At 64.2% G+C, this 14,808-nt stretch carries 12 protein-coding genes and 1 pseudogene; 6 read left to right on the top strand and 7 right to left on the bottom strand.

Going from position 1 to position 14,808, the window contains the following annotated elements; translation table 11 throughout:
• Positions 1–101: 101 nt before the first annotated feature.
• Positions 102–194, top strand: a pseudogene (locus tag SO180_RS28490) (aminoglycoside phosphotransferase); the annotation flags it as partial.
• Positions 195–757: 563 nt separating this feature from the next.
• Positions 758–1,489, top strand: coding sequence for a hypothetical protein (locus SO180_RS28485; protein ID WP_449382152.1), 732 nt, complete (start codon positions 758–760; stop codon positions 1,487–1,489).
• A gap of 149 nt (positions 1,490–1,638) precedes the next feature.
• On the opposite strand, the gene SO180_RS28480 is transcribed toward SO180_RS28485, so the two are convergent.
• The 3 genes from SO180_RS28480 to SO180_RS28470 are packed head-to-tail and all read right to left on the bottom strand — an operon-like array spanning position 1,639 to position 5,557.
• Positions 1,639–2,256: an Isoquinoline 1-oxidoreductase subunit gene (locus tag SO180_RS28480; protein ID WP_449382151.1), complete on the bottom strand. Its 618-nt coding sequence runs from the start codon at positions 2,254–2,256 to the stop codon at positions 1,639–1,641.
• A gap of 8 nt (positions 2,257–2,264) precedes the next feature.
• Positions 2,265–2,789 carry a (2Fe-2S)-binding protein gene (locus SO180_RS28475; protein ID WP_449382150.1) on the bottom strand — a complete coding sequence of 175 codons (525 nt, stop codon included), beginning with the start codon at positions 2,787–2,789 and terminating at the stop codon, positions 2,265–2,267.
• Positions 2,786–5,557, bottom strand: coding sequence for a xanthine dehydrogenase family protein molybdopterin-binding subunit (locus tag SO180_RS28470; RefSeq protein WP_449382149.1), 2,772 nt, complete (start codon positions 5,555–5,557; stop codon positions 2,786–2,788). Before SO180_RS28470 ends, SO180_RS28475 begins: the two co-directional genes overlap by 4 nt.
• 246 nt (positions 5,558–5,803) lie before the next feature.
• Here SO180_RS28470 and SO180_RS28465 point away from each other — a divergent pair, with 246 nt between their 5' ends.
• On the top strand, positions 5,804–7,402 hold the full coding sequence (locus SO180_RS28465) for a multicopper oxidase family protein (protein ID WP_449382148.1): 1,599 nt from the start codon (positions 5,804–5,806) through the stop codon (positions 7,400–7,402).
• A 123-nt stretch (positions 7,403–7,525) separates the two neighbouring features.
• Complete coding sequence (locus SO180_RS28460) at positions 7,526–9,148, top strand: ABC-F family ATP-binding cassette domain-containing protein (RefSeq protein WP_449382147.1); 1,623 nt, start codon at positions 7,526–7,528, stop codon at positions 9,146–9,148.
• A gap of 32 nt (positions 9,149–9,180) precedes the next feature.
• Here SO180_RS28460 and SO180_RS28455 read toward each other — a convergent pair whose 3' ends face one another.
• Positions 9,181–9,642 (bottom strand): hypothetical protein, encoded by a 462-nt coding sequence (locus tag SO180_RS28455; RefSeq protein ID WP_449382146.1) that lies wholly within the window; start codon positions 9,640–9,642, stop codon positions 9,181–9,183.
• A 348-nt stretch (positions 9,643–9,990) separates the two neighbouring features.
• Between SO180_RS28455 and SO180_RS28450 the strand changes: the two genes are divergently transcribed.
• Positions 9,991–11,481: an amidohydrolase family protein gene (locus SO180_RS28450; RefSeq protein WP_449382145.1), complete on the top strand. Its 1,491-nt coding sequence runs from the start codon at positions 9,991–9,993 to the stop codon at positions 11,479–11,481.
• Between the two features lie 3 nt (positions 11,482–11,484).
• Positions 11,485–12,420: a CobW family GTP-binding protein gene (locus SO180_RS28445; RefSeq protein ID WP_449382144.1), complete on the top strand. Its 936-nt coding sequence runs from the start codon at positions 11,485–11,487 to the stop codon at positions 12,418–12,420.
• Positions 12,421–12,520: 100 nt separating this feature from the next.
• On the opposite strand, the gene SO180_RS28440 is transcribed toward SO180_RS28445, so the two are convergent.
• The 3 genes from SO180_RS28440 to SO180_RS28430 form a co-directional block, all read right to left on the bottom strand.
• A complete protein-coding gene (locus SO180_RS28440) occupies positions 12,521–12,769 on the bottom strand; it encodes a hypothetical protein (protein ID WP_449382143.1) in 249 nt (82 codons plus the stop codon).
• Between the two features lie 88 nt (positions 12,770–12,857).
• Positions 12,858–13,736 carry a dienelactone hydrolase family protein gene (locus tag SO180_RS28435; protein WP_449382142.1) on the bottom strand — a complete coding sequence of 293 codons (879 nt, stop codon included), beginning with the start codon at positions 13,734–13,736 and terminating at the stop codon, positions 12,858–12,860.
• A gap of 67 nt (positions 13,737–13,803) precedes the next feature.
• On the bottom strand, positions 13,804–14,766 hold the full coding sequence (locus tag SO180_RS28430) for an alpha/beta hydrolase (protein ID WP_449382156.1): 963 nt from the start codon (positions 14,764–14,766) through the stop codon (positions 13,804–13,806).
• Positions 14,767–14,808 lie beyond the last annotated feature (42 nt).

Raw genomic sequence — 14,808 nt, 5'->3', positions numbered from 1 at the left:
CGACACAGCCGCTCGGCCGCATCGCCGCTGACGCCAATACATCGGATTACTGCCGCCCTTTTTCAACGGAATCGGCCAATAGCTGACATTGGCCCAAATGCATCGCCGCCCAAGCCTCGGCCGCATGGGAAGCTGCGGTCTGCTGGGACGACGCGTACGCAATCAATCGGCTTGTCCAAGTTCGAGCGGTCTGAGCGGCGGCACCGGCTCGACGACCGCTATGGGGCAAAATGCGAAGAGCAAATCTCGTTCGCTTCACCGCGCTGGGCGGACCTTGACGACGCGTGCCGCCACTTCGCTGTGGGCCAATAACAGACTCATGCACCGCAGCAGTGCGTCCTCGGCGGACACCGGTTGGGCGATCGAGAGCCCCAAACCCCTTAATCCATGACACGAGCGTTGAAGCCGACAACGAGGCTTTCGCCGATTGTGTCTGGCTCTCTGACATCAAGGCGGCGTCACGCTCGGCCTATCCTGGCGTTAACCATAAGGAAGCCTCTCGCACCGGCGGCCGTACGCTTAATGCTCGTTTAATATTTTCGTACAAACATAGACGATCAGCGCGGAGATAAATACGCAGAGAGAATACCGGCAGAAATTTATCCTCTAGGGTGATTGCATGAGAGCGTCTCTCATCATCGCGCTGGCTGCGACCTTGGTTGGCTGTAGTCGCGAACCGCCGCGTCAAGCGGCCGCGGAAGTGTGCGCGGACGAACGAGAGTTCGCCTGCTCCAACAGGACGGCTGCCGATCAGCCGATGAAACTCGCGCCGTCCAAAACCAATCTCCCAATAAAATCGACCAAATCTACCATCGCAACGAAGACCGAAAAGCCGCGGCCTCATCGTGTCCATGACAGGGCTCACCTCGCCACCAAGAAGGCCGTCGTCGCGGCAAAGGCAGAGCGCCCGACAACTCCCGTCCCGCCTCCTGCATTGGCGACGCAACCCGAGCCAAAAAGCAACGCCACCATCGGCGCGGGTTCTGGTACGACAGGGCTAAGCATCACGGATTCGCGGCCCACCGTGGATACCGCCCAGAATTCCAAAAGCAGAACGATACACGAGCAGGTGGCAGCCGCTACCGCGGTTGCGGAGCGAATGACCGTCGCGACCCGAACGGCAGCACGCGACGGTGCCGAACCAACCGTAGGTGCGTTTCCCGACGACGCGGACCCCCTTGTTGCCGTTGTAATGGTTCGTCCGGAGATGCCGTCGGTATTCGCTCTTACCGCCAAGAACGTTGCGATGGATGACAGGTACACGGCATCGAGCGCTGATATCAGGTTCGCGATCGTGGCAGCAGGAGGTCCAGTGTTCCAACTGAGCACAGGACAAACAGCGGCGATCGATCGACTGGTCAATGGTGAGGTGCCGGCTGCGCTCCTGGCGCTGGTGTCTCCGGACGCAGCGGAGGCATTTCCTGAGATCGCAGGTTTCAAGATTTACGCCATCCCGCTCTCGTCGCGCTATCTGAAGCCCAGGCCTTAATCAATGCGGCTGGGTCATTTTCACCCGACCGACCGGGATTGTCAGCTGGGTGAAGCGCGCCTTAAGTTATAAGCCGTCGATGACGATCAAGCGGGGCGACTTCCGCTTTGCCTTCGGAAACCGTTTATAGTGCTCGCCCTGGGGCCTCGTCACGGCGCGGGACAGGCCGCTCCGGTCTTCACCCAGGCTTCGACCAGCGCACCGGCCTGGGCCTGCGTGCCGGGCACCGGCGAGCGGCCGAAGCCGGGCTTCCAGGCCCAGCCGACCAGCGTATCCTTGCCGATGTGGTCGATCAGCTCCTCCACCTTGCGGCCGCCGTTGCGTGCGGGATCCCTGATCTGCGCGCAGATCTCGCCGATCGTCTTGCCTTCCCATGCCATCTCGCGCGGTGCAAGGTGCCATTCGGGATGGCCGGGGATGCGGCCGGGCTCGAAATTGGCCTTCTGGTGGCAGGTATGACAGCGCATCGCCTCCAGGCCGTGGCCGTCGGCGCCGCGCGTGACCGGCGGCTGATGGAGACGCGGATTGTCGCCTTGCCGCGGGCTGTCGCCGGCGGGATGGCAGTTGGTGCAGCGCGGATGCGTCAGCACCTTGCCGAGCTCGGTGAAGATCGCGGCCGAGCGCTTCTCAGTGTCGGCAATGTTGGCGAAGCTCTCGGGCGAGGCCAGAGCATGGCTCGCGGTCTCGGAGGCGGCAAAGCCAGCGCAAAGGCTGCTGGCGAGCGCCGCGATCGCAGCCATCATCTTGAAGCGCGCGTCGGAGATCATGGCTCGTGTCACTTGGTAGCCATCAGGTAGCGATTTGAATCGGCGAGGATCACGTCGCGCACGGCCTCGTGATACTTGACGTAGCCGGTACAGCGGCAGAGGTGGCCGTCGAGCGCGTCGGCGATCGTCTGCTCCAGCGCGTCGCGGGCGACCGGCTTGCGTGCCAGGCGCTCGAGCAGGACCTGGCCCTCATTGAGAAAGCCCGCCGTGCAGTAGCCGCACTGAAACGCGAAATGATCGATGAAGGCTTTTTGCAGGGCCGAGAGCTCGCCGTCTCTGGCATGTCCCTCGACGGTGCGGATCGACTTGCCGTCGAAATTCACGGCCGGCGCGATGCAGGTCGGGCTGGTGTAACTGTTGCCGTCGGGTTCGTCGACGATGATGGCACAGCTCAAACATTGCGCGGCGCCGCAGCCGAATTTCGTGCCGGTCATGCCGAGCATTTCGCGCAAGAAATCGTTCATCGAGAGGTCGTCGCGCACCTCTACCGGACCATGCTTCTGGCCGTTGATGGTGAGGCTGAGGATCGTCACGCGAGCACTCCCTTCAAAAGGCTTTGCGTCACCGGCAGCGCGCGGAAGCGGTGGCCGGTGGCATCATGGATGGCGTTGATGAGCGCCGGCACGATCGGGATCATGACGACCTCCGCCATGCCCTTCGGCTCTTCGTCCGGCGTCAACGGTTTCAGCATCTCGATCTCGAGATCGCGCAAGGGGAGGTCCGAGCCGCGCGCGACGAGGTAGCGCCCGAGATTCCATTCGCCGTTGCCCGGGCCGCCTTCGAAGGGCGGCAGCGTTTCGAGCAGCGCGTAGCCGACGCCCATCGCGAAGCCGCCATGGGCCTGGCCCATGACGACCTCGGGCACGAGCGCGGTGCCGCATTCGAACACGCTGTAGGCTTTTGCGATGCGCAAGCTGCCGGTCGCGCGCTCGATCTCGACACGGACGACCGTGCCGCACATCGAGGTGTAGGCGGTGCCGATGCGATTGTTGTCGGTCGGGGGAAACTTGACGCTGGTGCGGTTGATGCGTTCGAACTTGCCGTTGCCGCGGCGGATCGCGAGGGCGTCGATGTCGGCGCGGTATTGCTCGCCGAACAGCGGGAAGCGGGCGCGCGACCAGGCCCAGCGGGAAAAGCTGTGCGCGACGGCGCCGGTGACGTAGCCGCGCGCATGGGCGGTTGCGGCGAGCGTGGGCAGCGCCAGCGGCTCCTGGCCGGGCATGATGAGCTGGCCATTCTCCCAACGCGCGCTAGCCCATTGCCGTGCGCGCGGATCGGTCTTTGGGATATGCCAGAGCTCCAGCGCCGCCGGCCACAGGCCGAAGCGGAAGATGACGCGGGCAGCTTCCGCAGACGAATGCGTGCCGACATGCGCGCCGATCGAGGCTGATGTCGCCGAGCTGATCGAGGGCACCCAGCGCGGATTCCTTTCGGCTGCATCCTGAGTCTTCTGATCCATCGTGTAGGGATCGCCGGAGGTGACGAGCCCGAGGGCGTCGTAGCTGTCGACGCGGGCGACCGAGACCTCGTCGGCGATCGTGCCGAGATGGCTCGCCACCCGGTTCGCCAGCGCCGTGCCGATGCCGTTGCCCATCTCGACGTGATCGCAGAAGATCGCGATCTTGCCGTCGGCGGTCAGCTCGACGCGTCCGAGCGAGCAATCCGCGCCGGAGCCGTAGTCCTTGGTCACGCAGGCAACGCCGGTACCGATCAGCCGGTCGGATGAGCCTTGCTTGAACCGCGCGCGCTGTTGCCAGATCGGATGCTTTTCGAGCTTGTCGAGGATTTCGGGCGTACGGACCGAAACGATGTACGGATTTCCCGTCATGGTCCGGCCGTTCTGCTTCAAGGCATTGCGACGGCGGAATTCGATCGGGTCGAGCTTCAGCTCGCTTGCCGCCTCGTCGATCAGCACCTCCAGCGCGGTCATGGTTTGCAGCGTGCCGTAACCGCGCATCGACCCTGCGGTGACGCCGCGCGAATGCAGTGCCACGGTCGTGACGTCGACCTTTGGAATGTCGTAGATGCCGATTGCACCGGTGGCGGCAACCACGGCGACGTTGGCCGAAAAATTGGCGAGACCGCCGCCGTCGAGCACGTGATCGGCGGCGAAGGCCTTGATCTTGCCGGTCGTGCGATCGATGCCGATGCGCGAGCGCATCTTGATCGGGTGGCGCTTGATGCCGCCCTGGAATTGCTGGTAGCGGTCATGGGCGAGCCGCACCGGCTTGCCGGGAAAGCAGATCGCGGCGAGCGCGACATAGAGAATGAATGGCGTGTGATCGCGGCCGCCGAAGCCGCCGCCAACATGGGCGAACTGCGCATTGATATGCGCCGGCCTGTAGGGCGCACGGGCCTTGGCCAAGAGATGCGCGATCGACTCTGCCGCCTCGTAGGGTGACTGGACGCCGAGCACCAGCTCGAGATTGCTGGCCTTGTTGTCATACCAGGCGAGGCCGCTTTCGGGCTCGAGGAACATCGGATCGACCGACTGCGTCTCGAATTCGCGGTCGAGCACGAGCAGCGAAGCATCTTCCGCCGCAAGCTCCGCGCGGGTTTGCTCGCCATGTTTGGCGGCCTTGGTGTAATCGGCCGGCATCTCCTTGGCGAGCGGCGACCACACCGGCAGCGCGGCGCTCTGGACCTTCTTGGGAGAGACCCAGCCGGCCTGGATCGGCGAGTAGATATCCGGCTTCTCAGGTGCGCTACCTGCCACGCGGGTGAAGCGGAAGGAGCCGTAATCAGGCGCGATCACCGGCCCGGTTTCCTCGCCGAATTTGACGAAGGTGCCATCGCGCAGCACGAGGCGCGCCTGGTCGAAGGCATCGAACTTTTCGAAGATGAGGAGCGCGACCGGCTGACCCAGATAGAGCGGCGTCTTGCCGACGGGACAGAAGAGATCACCGGCATAGAATTCGGGCACCTGCGTGCCGATCCGGTCGAGATCGAGGGCCGTAACGACAACGGACGGCTTCAGTGCGCCCGACAGGCGGGCGAGATCCATCCCGGTGTAGACATGCGTGGCGTCGTTGGCGCGAACCAGGATCGCGTGCGAGGTGGCTTTTGGCCAGCCCGGAAGGTCGTTGGCGCGGAAATCGGAGGCGTAGAGCTTTGCGCCCGTCACCTTGGCGACGCCGTCGACGCGGCCGGCACCCTTGATCGCAGGATTGAAATTGCCGCGTCCGGGAAGCGTCTCGTGCGAGGCGAAGGGAGACTCCTTCGCCAGACCGAGATGTGACAGGCTGACCGAGATGCCGCCTGCCGATAACCACTTCACGAGCTCGCGTCGCGAAGGCCGCATGTTCTGATCCTTGTACAAGATTTCGAGGACATCACGATGCTGACGGCATCGGTGCCCGGAGGGTACGCGCCAACGCTCGCGTGAAGCTGTCATGATTCGTCATGCAGGCATAGAAACGGCAGGGCGTTTACATCAGATGAAGACGCTGCGTGTCACATGTGCGCGGATTGAGAATTCCATTTCCGCTTGCCTAGCAGTCGAATCAAATTGATTGAGGGAATTGGATGACGAGGGGCGGGAACTCACATGCAGCAGAATTCGAACGATCTCTCTCCGGTTAGCACGTCGACCGGAATGACAAGGCGCCAACTGCTCGATTGCGGTCTCAAGATGGGCGCGCTGTCATTGTTCGCTGGCGCCGCGAACGCCCAACACGCGATGCACGACCATGCCGACGCCTCGCACGCCGCGGACATGTCGCCGACGACGGGCATGGTACCGGAAACGACGGTTCCGGCCATAGATCAGAAGCTGGTCGAGCCCGAGGTGCGCAGGTCCGTCAGTGGCGTTCTGAGCACCACCTTGCGCTGCGGCTACGCCTATCGCCAGATCGGCGGCGTCAGGCTCTATGTCAGATCTTACGAGGGCGGCAGTCCGGGACCGACCTTGCGCATGAAGCCGGGCGAGACGCTGCGGATCAAGATGATCAACGATCTGCCGCCGAACCGCGACGGGCTCCCCGCCGACATCAGCCACCCGCATCAGTTCAACAACACCAATTTCCATTTCCACGGCGCGCATGTCAGCCCAAGCGGCATCGCCGATAACGTCATGCGTTCGATGGCGCCCGGCCACAGCTACAATATCGAGATCACGCTGCCGGCCGACCACACCAAAGGCACCTACTGGTATCACCCCCACCACCACGGCAGCGCCGACATCCAGATGTCCAGCGGCATGGTGGGCGCTGTCATCATCGAGGGCGATTTCGCCGACGTTCCGGAGATCGCGGCCGCGCGCGAGCGCCTCCTGGTGCTGACCCAGGTCGTCTTCGATGCCAACGGCATGGTGGAGAATTTCGAGACGCTATTCCCGGAGACGGCGACTCGATTCCTCGCGATCAACGGCCAGCGGCGGCCGGTCGTCGAGATGCGCCCCGGCGAGGTGCAGCGCTGGCGGATCCTCAATGCCGCCTATCAGGACGACATGCTGCTCGCTCTGGAGCAGCATGATCTGCACGCGATTGCATATGACGGCATCCAGCTCGGCGCCGTGCAACCGTTGAAGCAGCTCCTGATCGCGCCGGGCCAGCGCGCCGACATCCTCGTGAAAGCTGGCAGCCCGGGTACCTATGCCTTCAACGCGGCGCCCTACGATCAGGGGCATCCGTCTCCGGTGGGGCCGCTGGCGCGCATCGTAGTGTCGGGCGCGCCGATGGACATGAAACTGCCGAAGGCTCTTCCGCCGGCGCCGCTCGCGACCATCAAGGACGCGGAAATTACCAACCGGCGCAAGGTGGTGCTGTCGGCGACCGCGCCCGAAGCCGATGCCGCGGGCCATTGGCAGGAGTTCGGCTTCTTCATCGACGGCAAGAAGTTCGATCCCGCCCGTATTGATCACCGGGTCAAACTTGGCGCGGTCGAAGAGTGGAGCATCGTCAACACGCACGAACATGACGACCATGTCTTCCACATCCACACCAATCCGTTCCAGATCGTCTCGGTCAACGGGAAAGCCTTGGCGGCGCCGGAATGGCGGGATTCCGTGATCGTGGAGCGCCAGGGCGGCGAGGTCGTGTTCCGCTCCCGCTTCCTCGATTTCACCGGCGTTTTCATGCTCCACTGCCACATGATGAACCATGAGGAGATGGGCATGATGCAGACGGTCGAGGTCTACAAGTCCTAAACCCAGGGGCGGATTGCGGGAATTTGGTGTCTCGCGGGGGGAATCCGGGTGCGGCCGGGCTTCCCCTGGCGACCGGCATGGCCTATTTACGCTGCAACGCAAAACTCCCCCAAAAAAGACCCCATGATCCGCCTCGACAACGTCAGCAAGCAAGCCGGCCACCAGATCCTTTTCATCGAAGCCTCTGCAGCGCTCAACAAGGGCGAGAAAATCGGGCTCGTCGGCCCGAACGGCGCCGGCAAGTCCACCCTGTTCCGCATGATCGCCGGGCAGGAGCTGCCCGATGAGGGCCAGGTCTCGATCGATCGCGGCATCACCATCGGCTATTTCAGCCAGGACGTCGGCGAGATGAGCGGCCGCAGCGCCGTGGCTGAAGTCATGGACGGCGCAGGCCCGGTCAGCGTGGTCGCGGCCGAGCTGCGCGAGCTCGAGGCCGCGATGGCCGATCCGGACAAGGCCGACGAGATGGACGAGATCATCGCGCGCTATGGCGAGGTGCAGCATCGTTTCGAGGAGCTCGACGGCTATGCGCTCGACGGACGGGCGCGTGAAGCGCTGTCCGGCCTCGGCTTCAGCCAGGAGATGATGGAGGGCGACGTCGGCGCGCTTTCCGGCGGCTGGAAGATGCGCGTGGCGCTGGCGCGCATTCTCCTGATGCGTCCCGACGTGATGCTGCTCGACGAGCCGAGCAACCATCTCGATCTGGAAAGCCTGATCTGGCTGGAGAAGTTTTTGCGCGACTACGAGGGCACGCTGCTGATGACCTCGCACGATCGCGAGTTCATCAACCGCGTGATCTCCAAGGTGGTCGAGATCGATTCCGGCTCGCTGACTACTTATTCCGGCGATTACGAGTTCTACGAGCAACAGCGCGCGCTGAATGAGAAGCAGCAGCAGGCGCAGTTCGAGCGCCAGCAGGCGATGCTCGCCAAGGAGATCAAGTTCATCGAGCGCTTCAAGGCGCGCGCCTCGCATGCCGCGCAGGTTCAGAGCCGGGTGAAGAAGCTCGACAAGATCGAGCGGGTCGAACCGCCGCGCCGCCGCCAGACAGTCGCGTTCGACTTTCTGCCTGCGCCGCGCTCGGGCGAGGACGTCGTCGCGTTGAAGAATGTCCACAAAGGCTATGGCAGCAAGCGGATCTATGACGGGCTCGATTTCATGATCCGTCGCCGCGAGCGCTGGTGCGTGATGGGCGTCAACGGCGCCGGCAAGTCGACCTTGCTCAAGCTGGTGGCCGGTGCGAGCGATCCCGATCAAGGCACGGTGGCGTTAGGGGGCAGCGTCAAGATGGGCTATTTCGCCCAGCACGCGATGGATCTGCTCGACGGGGACCGCACCGTGTTCCAGTCGCTGGAGGACGCGTTCCCGACCGCGGGGCAGGGGTCCTTGCGCGCACTCGCCGGCTGCTTCGGCTTCTCCGGTGACGACGTCGAGAAACGCTGCCGCGTGCTCTCCGGCGGCGAGAAGGCACGCCTCGTGATGGCAAAGATGCTATTCGACCCGCCGAACTTCCTGGTGCTGGACGAGCCGACCAACCATCTCGATCTCGCCACCAAGGAGATGCTGATCGCGGCGCTATCGGATTTCGAGGGCACCATGTTGTTCGTCTCGCACGACCGGCACTTCCTCAGCGTGCTCTCCAACCGCGTGCTGGAGCTGACGCCCGAGGGCATCCACCAATATGGCGGCGGCTACACCGAATACGTCGCCCGGACCGGCCAGGAAGCGCCTGGATTGCGGTCGTAGACGCGGCCCTCGCGTCGAGTCTCTTGAAGCGCTTAGCGACCGATCTTTCCTAGCTTCTGAGCGATCGTCGCGATCGTCCCTCCTACCGCCGTGCCGATGAAGGTCACAGTTATTTCCGGAGGGAGTTTGCCCATCGCGGTGAGCGGTGCGAGCATCAGGATCACCACAGCGCTAAAAATGAGGATGCTGTAGATGACCTTTTCCGTCGCGAATCTCGGCGGGTTGAGCTGCGTCATCAAGAGGCGGGTTTCCTCGATCAGCTTGAATTTCTCATCGAAGGAAAGCTCGGCGATACCGATGGAATCGATGATCACTGCTCTTTGCCGCAAGAGTTCTTGGATACCCTGCTTGCCGGCCTCGCCGATTTTCTCTGTGCGGCCGTAATCTGGGGGCGAGGTTGAAGAGGGCGACTCCTCTTCTTCCATTCGAATTTGAGGCGGCCCCGGATAAAAGCCGATTCTCCATCTTGGTCCGAGTGGATCGCTACTAATCATGATCGGATCTCCTGATACTCAGGCCTGTTGGCCCATGTCGCCGCATCCCGAGTACACGTCGCTCGGGGATCATGAAGCGAGGAACTCCGTCACACGGATCGTCTTGATCAAGTGCTTCTTGATTTGAAAACGTGCGCTTCCGTCACGTGTGCCGGGCGCCTATTGGTTGCAAAATATCGATCGTGCCATGTTAGTGCGAACCCGAGTTGCCGGCAATATGGATGCGGCGCCGCGGAGATGCTGATCAAGGTGCTGTCGGTATTGCGGAGCTAGCATTCCCGTACGTGCCTTGACGCGTTGATGGCGCTCGCTACGCTCGCGCCGCTTTTGGAATGCGGAGTAGCTCTAATGGGCGGCTTGGTGATCGCGGGTGGTCGGGTGGTCGATCCGGCCAGCGGGATGGATGCTGTCGGCGACGTGGCTGTCATGGATGGCCGGATCGTTGCCGTCGGCACCGCCCTTGGCGGCGCGGAGCGGACGATCGACGCGACCGGCCTGGTAGTGGCGCCCGGCTTCATCGATCTGCATGCGCATGGCCAGTCGATCCCCGCCGATCGCATGCAGGCGTTCGACGGCGTGACGACGACGCTGGACCTCGAGGCCGGCGTGCTGCCAGTCGCAGCCTGGTATCGCAAGCAGGCGGCGAAAGGGCGCGTGCTCAACTATGGCGCCTCAACCAACTGGGCTTTCGCACGCATCGGCGCGATGACGGGCTCCAACTCGGAAAGCTCGCTGGAGGCGTTCGGCAATGCCATGCGCGATCGCCGCTGGATCGACAACGTGGCAAGCGACACGGAGGTCAACGGCATCCTCGATCGTCTTGCGGGTGGGCTCAACGAAGGCGGCATTGGCATCGGCATCCTGAACGCCTATGCCCCCGGCGCCGGCGTGCAGGAGCTCACCGCGGTGTGCCAGCTCGCGGCCACCCAAGACGTTCCGACCTTTACCCACGTCGCCTTCATGTCGCGTGTCGATCCGGAAAGTGCGGCCGAAGCCTATATCCGCCTGATCGGCTATGCCGGCGCCACCGGCGCGCATATGCACATCTGCCACTTCAACTCCTCCAGCAAGACCGACATCGAACGTTGCGTGAAGCTGGTGGCCAAGGCGCAGGCGCAGGGCCTTCCGATCACGGTCGAGGCTTATCCTTACGGCACCGGTTCGACCGTGCTCGCGGCCGCGTTCTTCAGCGACCCTGAATTCGAGGCGCGCAACGGCACCGGCTACGACTCGGTGCAGCGGGTCGCCGATGGCCGTCGCTTCCGCGACCGGCAGGAACTGCTGGCGGCGCAGGCCGCAGAGCCCTCCACGCTGGTGCTCTGGCACATCCTCGATATCGAGAACAATGCGCATCATCGCGATCTCCTGGACATGTCGGTGCTTTATCCCGGCGGCGCGATTGCATCCGACGCCATGCCCTGGACGCTTTCCGATGGCCGCACCTACACCGGCGATGCCTGGCCGCTGCCCAAGGACGCCACGTCCCATCCGCGCTCTGCAGGCTGCTTCACCCGCTTCATCCGTGAGTGGGTGCGCGAGCGCCGCGCAGTGTCGCTGCTGGAAGGCATCCGCAAATGCACGCTGATTCCAGCGCAGATTCTCGAGCACAGCACGCCCGCGATGCGAGCCAAGGGACGGCTTGCGGCCGGCACTGACGCCGACATCGTGGTGTTCGACTACGAGACGCTGACCGACCGGGCGGAATTCTCCGCGATGAACCGTGCGTCGGAGGGCGTACGCCATCTCGTGGTGAGTGGCCATCTGCTGATCACCGATGGTGTGCTGGATGTGGCGGCAAGGCCCGGCCGGCCGGTGCGCCGGCCCGTCACCGAGGCTTGAGGCGTGTCCGTCCCGGTTCTGCTCGTGGCGGGCTTCCTCGGGGCGGGCAAGACCACGGTCGTGAACCATCTCTTGGCGCATGCCGGCGGACGGCGGATCGCGGCGGTCGTCAACGATTTCGGTGCGATCAACATCGACGCTGAGCTGATCACGGGCGCCGCCGACGGCGTGGTGAGCCTCGCCAATGGCTGCATCTGCTGCTCGCTCGAAGGCGATCTCTTGCGCACGCTTGCCGTGCTGCTGCGGCGTGATCCGCGCCCGGACGTGATCGCGATCGAAACCAGCGGCGTGGCCGATCCGGCGGATGTCGTGCGCAACCTGATGGACCCCCTGATCTTTCGCGAAGCGCCGCTGGAAACCGTGCTGTGCGTGGTGGACGCGACTATGCAGGTCACCATGTTGGACGACGCATTGCTGCGGTCGCAGCTACGGGCGGCCGACGTGGTGGCGCTGAGCAAGGTGGATCTGGCAGACAGCGCCGGCGCCGCGCAGATGCGGGATGCCATCCGCGCGATGCGCCCCTCGGCCGTCCTGGTCGATTCTGTCCATGGCGAAGTGCCCGCGGCGCTGCTGTTCGCGCCCGACGTCGATCGCGCGCCAGCGCCGCGCCAGCCGGGACCGAAACGACCGGCTGCCGAGCGGTTCGAGACCATGAGCTGGACGGCAGACAGGCCGATATCGCTGCCGCGATTGCAGGCGGCGATCGGACGCCTCGCGCCAAAGCTCGCGCGGGCGAAGGGGCTGTTCGAGACTGCCGAGCAGCCCGGGCGGCTGATGGTTTTTCAACTTGCCGGCGGTCGGGCGACGCTGGCCGCGGGCGGGACGCTGTCAGCGGGGACGCCGCGGACGCGGATCGTCTTCGTTGCCGAACTCGGCGTCCTCTCGCGAGAGGAGATCGATCGGATCATGGAAGGCTGCGTCGACGCTGCAGGTGCGTGACGGACTCCGGCGACCGTTTCAAGCGGGATGAGGTTGCTCAAAAACAAGATACGCCCGCGGTGGCGGGCGTATCGGGATCGAGGGTTAATCGCGCCGTGTCTTAAGCGCTCGTCTCGCACTTCTTCATAAAGCTGTTCTTGGCGGCACCGGCGAGCGGTTTGCCGTCCGAGCCAACCGCCTTGGGCGCGCACGCGTCTTCCTTGCACTTCTTCATGAACGAGGTCTTGGCGGCGCCGGCCAGCGGCTTGCCGTCCTTGCCGACGGCCTTGCTTTCGCAGGTATCCTCCGCGAAGGCCGAACCGGCCGCGAAGGTGGCGACGACGGCAGCCAGGAAAATCCGCTTCATCATGGGTGTCTCCCTAAACAATGGTTCGGGAATAGGAACTCCGAATCGTGGCGCAATCAAGCAAGATCAGGCGCTCAGCCTGGTGACCGTTTCAATTTTTCCAGCGTGCAACTGCGGCAATCGCCTTGGTCTGCACGTCGTTCAACGCGGCCTGGTTCGCGGCGACCGACTGACGCCGTGGCGAGGGATCGTCGAAGTCATGAGTCGCGCCCGGATAGACCGTGACGTCGATCTTGCTGCCGGCCTGGTGCGCCCGATCGGCGGCCTGCTGGCAGAACGTGGGCGACACCTCCTCGTCGTCGGCCCCCAGGAACATGGCAATCGGCGCGGTCGTGGAGATCGTCGGCTGCAACAGCGCCTTCGGCCCGCAACCCGGATAGAAGGCAAGCGCGCCGCGAAAGCCGGCTGCCAGGTTCGCGCCTTGCCGGATCATCACGTTCAGCGCGGTGCTGCCGCCGTTCGACCAGCCCTGGAGGAAGATCTGGTTGCCGATCACGTCGCCGCGGCTGCGCAAATAGGCAAGCGCGCCCTCGGCATCGAGCGGGCGCACGGTCTTCTCGTTGACGTCATCACGATCGGGATCGTCATGGGTGAAACGGCCAAAACCGTAGGCCTTGCCGCGCGGACCAAAACTGTCCGGCAGCAGCGCGAGATAGCCGCGTGCTGCCCAGTACTGGCCCCACATCGCGTGCCGTTTCGACAAGGTCGCGGCGTTGCAAGGCGAGGAGACCTTGGGGCCAACGACGGTGCAGTCCGCGTTGACGTTGCTGGAATAGGGGCCGCCGCGGCCGTGCAGCAGCACGATGGCGGGCGCGGGACCCGCCGCCTGCGGGCGGAATAAATAGCCGACGAGCTGCGTGCGGCCGTCGGCGCTTTGGAAATAGACAGTCTCCGGTGCGGCTGTCGCATCTGAGATCAGCCACAGTGAGGTGGTCGCGGCAAAGACAATGCGGGTGAAAAAGGCTGTCATGCTGGTCGGAATCCCCGGTCTTCCGGCAGGAGACGCTGGTAGAGGCGAAGATTCAACTCCGCCGCCCTCATGTGCCACGAACGAGCAAAGCCCTGAAATCGGCACGCGCGCGCTGGGCCTCGAGGCGCGCAACCTCGGAGGCTTCACCCATGCTGAAATAGCCGTGAATCAGGCCGGCGCCCTCGTGATGCCTGACGGGAACGCCGGCAGCTTCCAGCGCCCGCGCGTAGGCCGCACCTTCGTCGCGCAGCGGATCGAACCAGGCCGTCGTGACTACGGCCGGTGCAACGCCGGCGAGCGATTTGGCCCGCAGCGGCGAGACACGCCAGTCCTGCGCGTGCGAGGGATCGGCGAGGTAATGGCCAGCAAACCACTCCATCACCGCGCGTGACAGAAAGTAGCCATCCGCGTTTTCGATGCGCGAGGGAAAGCGCGCGTTCTCGACCGCATCAGCATAATTGCCGACCGCGTCGGTCGCGGGATAGACCAGAAACTGTCCGGCGAGCCTGATGCCGGCGTCTCGGCAGGCGATTGCGGTGACTGCTGCGAGATTGCCGCCGGCGCTGTCGCCGGCGACGCCGAGGCGCTTCAAGTCGCCGCCAAATTCCGCGATGCGCTCGAACACGTCGCGTGCTGCGGCAAAGGCATCCTCGAATGCGCCGGGAAAGCGCGTCTCCGGCGGACGCCGATAGTCGACGGAGATCACGACTGCGCCGGTCTCGATCGCGAGGAATCGCGCCTGCCGGTCATGGGTGTCGAGACCGCCTGCAACCCAGCCGCCGCCGTGGAAGAAGACCACCGTCGGCGATGTCGTCGAGCCGACGCGATAGACGCGTGCCGCGAGCGCTCCCGCGCCGCCCTTCACCTCGATATCGCGAACCTCGTCTACGGGCGGGGGCGGCACGGCCGCACGCGCCGCTGCGAGTGCAAGCAAGGACTCGCGGGCGCTCTGCGGTGTCATCGTCACGGGATCGCGCAGCGGCAGCGTCGGGATGATCTGGGCAATGACGGGATCGAGCGGTGCGGCCATCGGCAGGTCTTTCAAGGGGCTTGCAACGGTTCTTGGTCTTGC

Source organism: Bradyrhizobium sp. UFLA05-112 (genome assembly GCF_053572325.1).
This window is presented reverse-complemented; position numbering and strand designations above follow the sequence as displayed.